General features: G+C 70.1%; 2 protein-coding genes. Both read left to right on the top strand.

The window, feature by feature from the left end; genetic code table 11:
* Positions 1-1257: non-ribosomal peptide synthetase (locus ACFOYY_RS38815; RefSeq protein ID WP_386196272.1), on the top strand; the 1257-nt coding region annotated here is incomplete at its 5' end.
* A 30-nt stretch (positions 1258-1287) separates the two neighbouring features.
* Positions 1288-5329 (top strand): amino acid adenylation domain-containing protein (locus tag ACFOYY_RS38810; protein ID WP_386196271.1); only part of this gene is annotated, 4042 nt, incomplete at its 3' end.

Raw genomic sequence — 5329 nt, 5'->3', positions numbered from 1 at the left:
CCCAAGGGCATCACGATCACCCACCAGAACGTGATCGACCTGGTGATGGACAGGTGCTGGCGGCAGCCGTACGAACAGCGGATCCTGTTCCACGCGCCGCACGCCTTCGACGCCTCCACCTACGAGCTGTGGGTGCCGCTGCTCTCCGGCGGCCAGGTGGTCGTCGCGCCGGCGGGCAACGTGGACGCGGCCGGGATCCGTGCCCTGGTCGGACGGCACGACCTCACCCACGTCCACGTCACGGCCGGTCTGTTCCGGGTGATCGCCGAGGAGGACCCCGACGCCTTCGCGGGGGTGCGGGAGGTGCTGACCGGAGGCGACGTGGTCTCGCCCGCCGCGGTGCGCCGGGTGCGCGAGGCGAACCCCGGTGTCACGATCCGGATCCTGTACGGTCCGACCGAGACGACGCTCTGCGTGACCCAGCTCGAGGCCGGGCCGGGGCGGCTGTCCATCGGCCGCCCGATGGACAACACCCGCGTCTACGTGCTGGACGAGGGACTGCGGCCGGTCCCGGCCGGCGTCGCGGGCGAGCTGTACATCGCGGGCACCGGCCTGGCCCGCGGTTACGTGGGCAGGCCCGGTCTGACGGCTGAGCGGTTCGTGGCCTGCCCGTACGGCGGGCGGATGTACCGCACTGGGGACGTCGTCCGCTGGAACACCTCCGGGGAGATCGAGTTCGTCGGCCGTAGTGACGACCAGGTGAAGATCCGTGGCTTCCGGGTCGAACTCGCCGAGATCGAGGCCGTGACCGGTGAACACCCCTCGGTACGGCAGGCGGTCGTGGTCGCCCGTGAGGACCGGCCGGGAGACAAACGCCTGGTCGCCTACGTCACCGGGGAGGCCGTCCCCGAACAGGTGCGTGAGCACGTCGCCGCCCGGTTGCCCGCCTACATGGTGCCGACGGTGATGGTCCTGGACGCCCTGCCCGTCACGGCCAACGGCAAGATCGACCGGCGCGCGCTGCCCGCACCCGACTTCGGCACGGCCGGTGGTCGTGGCCCGCGCACCCCGCGGGAGGAGATCCTGTGCGGCCTGTTCGCCGAGGTCCTCGGTCTCGAACGGGTGGGCATCGACGACGGCTTCTTCGACCTGGGCGGCCATTCGCTGCTCGCGACCAAGCTGGTCAGCCGCATCCGCACCGTTCTCGGCGCCGAGTTGCCGATCCGCTCCCTGTTCAACGCCCCCACCGTCGCCGGTGTCGTCGACGAACTCCCCAAGTCCGGCCCGGCCAGGCCCGCGTTGCGGCCCAGGCGCTGAGCAGCCCGTGATCTCCGTCGGAGGAAGACCATGATTCCGCTTTCCTACGCGCAGCAGCGCCTGTGGTTCATCGAACAGCTTGAGGGGCCGAGCGCCCTGTACAACACGCCGCTCGTGCTGCGGCTCGGCGGCCGGATCGACGCCGGAGCCCTGGAGGCCGCCCTCGGGGACCTGCTGACCAGGCACGAGGTGCTCCGCACGGTCTTCGTCTCCTCTGACGCCGGGCCGTACCAGGAGATCCGGGAGGCCGGGGCCCGGCCGGTGCTTGAGGTGCTGACCTGCGCGGACGACGCCGAGGTGCGGCGGGCGGTCGAGCGGGCGGCGGGGTACGTCTTCGACATCTCGGCCGAGTTGCCGGTGCGGGCCTGGTTGCTGTCGCGTGGCGCCGATGAGCACGTGCTGGTCCTGCTGCTTCACCACATCGTCAGCGATGGCTGGTCGGTGGGCCCGCTCTTCGTCGATCTGGAGACGGCCTACGAGGCGCGGCTGGCCGGGCGGCTCCCGATCCAGGAGCCGTTGCCGGTGCAGTACGCCGACTACGTGCTGTGGCAGCAGGACCTTCTCGAAACCGTTCAGGATGAGCAGCTCGCCTACTGGCAGGGCGCGTTGGACGGGGTGCCGGAGGAGTTGGCGCTGCCGTATGACCGGGCCAGGCCTGCTGTGCCGAGTCATCGGGGTGGGGTGGCCGGGTTCGGGCTGGACGCGGAGTTGCATGGGCGGTTGGTCCGGGTGGCGGCCGAGCGTCAGGTCAGCCTGTTCATGGTGTTGCAGGCGGCCGTCGCGACCCTCTACAGCCGTCTGGGGGCCGGGACGGACATTCCGCTGGGGACGCCGACGGCTGGACGTACCGATGAGGCGCTCAACGACCTGGTGGGCTTCTTCGTCAACACGTTGGTGCTGCGGACGGACTTGTCGGGGAACCCGACCTTCGCCGAGTTGCTGGGCCGGGTTCGTACGGCGAATCTGGACGCCTACACCCATCAGGATGTGCCGTTCGAGCGGCTGGTGGAGCATCTCAATCCGGAGCGGGTCCCGGCCAGGCATCCGTTGTTCCAGACCGCCGTCACCCTGGACAGCCAGACCCCGCTGCCCGAGGAGTTCGCCGGACTGGAGTGCCGGGAGTATCCCTTCGACCTGGACATCGCCAAGTTCGACCTGTCCTTCTCCTTCACCGAGACTCCCGATGGGCTGACCGGTCTGCTGGAGTACGCAACCGACCTGTTCGACCACCACACCGCCACCACCCTGACCGAACGACTCCTGCGGGTACTGCTGGCCGTCGCCCACGACCCGGACCTGCCGATCGCCGCCATCGACGTGCTCGCCCCCGAGGAGCGGGCCGAGATCCTGGACGAGTGGAACGAGACCGCCGGTCCGGTGGCCGGGGGAAGCATTCCCGAACTGTTCGCCGAGCAGGTCGCGCGCACCCCGGACGCGGTCGCGCTCAACCAGGACGAGCGGACGCTGACCTACGCGGAACTCGACGCCCGCGCCGAGCGGCTGGCGCGGCGCCTGACGACCGAGGGGGTGACCAGGGAGACCCCGGTGGTGCTCTTCCTGGAGCGTTCCTTCGAGGCGGTGATCGCCGTCCTGGGGGTGCTCAAGGCGGGTGGCGTGTACGTTCCGCTCGATCCTCGCTATCCGGCCTCGCGCATCGAGGTGATCCTGCGGCAGAGCGGGGCTCACCTGGTCCTGGGTGACGAGACCGCCCGGCGGGTGACGTTCCCGGACGACATGACGGTGCTCGACGTCGCCACCCTGCTCAACGAACCGGACGTAGAACCCACCGGGCAAAATATGCCCATTTATCAGGATCAGCTGGCGTACGTCATGTTCACCTCGGGGTCCACGGGGGTGCCGAAGGGCGTGGCCGTCACCCACAGGAACGTGGTGGCGCTGGCCGCCGACGGCCGGTTCCGCAAGGAGGAACACCGCCGGGTGCTGGTCCACTCTCCCCTGGCCTTCGACGCCTCGACCTACGAGCTGTGGGTGCCGCTGCTCTCCGGCGGTCAGGTGGTCGTGGCACCGCCGGGCGAGCTCGACCTGGACGCCATGTCCACGCTGCTGATCGAACGGCGGCCGACGGCGGCGTTCTTCACCACGGCGTTGTTCAACCTGCTGGCCGAGCACGGGTCGCGTCCCCTGGCGGGGGTGCGGGAGGTGTGGAGCGGCGGCGAGGCCGGATCGGTCACCGCGATGCGCCGGGCCGTCGAACGCTGCCCGGACCTGGCCTTCGTCCACGTGTACGGTCCCACCGAGACCACGACCTTCGCCACCTGCCACCCGGTGCGGCGCCCGTTCGCCTACCAGGCGGTTCCGCCGATCGGCGGCCCCATGGACAACATGCGGGCCTACATCCTGGACGAGGCGCTGCAACCGGTCCCGGCCGGGATCGCGGGCGAACTCTACCTCGCGGGCGAAGGCCTGGCCCGAGGCTACGTCGGCAGGCCGGACCTGACCGCCGAACGCTTCGTCGCCTGCCCGTACGGCGGGCGGATGTACCGCACCGGGGACCTGGTCCGCTGGAACACCTCCGGACAGATCGAGTTCGTCGGCCGTACCGACGACCAGGTGAAGATCCGTGGCTTCCGCATCGAACCGGGTGAGATCGAGGTCGTCGTCGCGGAGCATCCCTCGGTACGGCAGGCCCTGGTGATCGTCCGGGAGGACCGTCCCGGCGACAAGCGGCTGGTGGCCTACGTCACCGGGGACGCCACCCCAGAGGGAGTGCGCGAGTACGTGGGCGCCCGGCTGCCGGCCTACATGGTGCCGTTCGTGGTGGTTCTCGACGCCCTGCCGGTCACGGCCAACGGCAAGATCGACCGCCGCGCGCTGCCCGCCCCCGATCTCAGCGTGTCCGAGGGTCGCGAGCCGCGCACTCCCCGGGAGGAGATCCTCTGCGGCCTGTTCGCCGAGATCCTCGACGTTGAGCGGGTCGGGGTCGACGACGGCTTCTTCGACCTGGGTGGGCACTCGCTGCTCGCGACCAAGCTGGTCAGCCGGATCCGCACCGTCCTGGGAGTCGAGCTGCCGATCAGGGCGCTCTTCCAGAACCCGGACGTTGCCCGCCTGGAGCGGTACCTGGCCACCGAGCAGGCCGGTACCGTACGGCCCGCCCTGACCGCCATGACCCGGCCGGAGCACGTCCCGCTGTCCTTCGCCCAGCAACGCCTGTGGTTCATCGAACAGCTCGAAGGACCCAGCGCCCTCTACAACACCCCTCTGGCCGTACGGCTACGCGGCCCCGTGGACACCTCGGCGCTCGACGCGGCGCTGACGGACGTGGTGACCAGGCACGAGGCACTGCGGACGACCTTCCCGTCGGTGGACGGCGTGCCGTACCAGAAGGTGCTTGAGGACGCCCGGCTGACGCTGAACGTTCGGGACTGCGCCGACGACGAACAGGCGCGGGCGGTCGTGGAGGAACTGGCAGTCGGGGTCTTCGACATCTCGGCCGAGTTGCCGGTGCGGGCCTGGTTGCTGTCGTACGGCGCGGACGAGCACGTGCTGGTCCTGCTGCTGCACCACATCGCCGGGGACGGCTGGTCACTGAGGCCACTGTTCGACGACCTGGCCGTCGCCTACCAGGCACGATTAGCCGGAGACTCCCCTGACTGGGCGCCGCTGCCGGTGCAGTACGCCGACTACGCCCTCTGGCAACGCGACCTCCTCGACACCGTCCAGGACGAACAGCTCGCCCACTGGCGCAAGGCACTGGAGGGGGTGCCGGAGGAGTTGGCGCTGCCGTATGACCGGGCCAGGCCTGCTGTGCCGAGTCATCGGGGTGGGGTGGCCGGGTTCGGGCTGGACGCGGAACTGCATGGGCGGCTGGTCCGGGTGGCGGCCGAGCGGCAGGTCAGCCTGTTCATGCTGTTGCAGGCCGCCGTCGCGACCCTCTACAGCCGCCTGGGGGCCGGAACCGACATCCCGCTCGGCACCCCCACGGCCGGACGTACCGATGAGGCGCTCAACGACCTGGTGGGTTTCTTCGTCAACACGTTGGTGCTGCGGACGGACTTGTCGGGGAATCCGACCTTCGCCGAGTTGCTGGGCCGGGTTCGTACGGCGAATC

The sequence above is a fragment of the Streptosporangium jomthongense genome, from assembly GCF_042650425.1.
GTDB lineage: Bacteria > Actinomycetota > Actinomycetes > Streptosporangiales > Streptosporangiaceae > Streptosporangium.
This window is presented reverse-complemented; position numbering and strand designations above follow the sequence as displayed.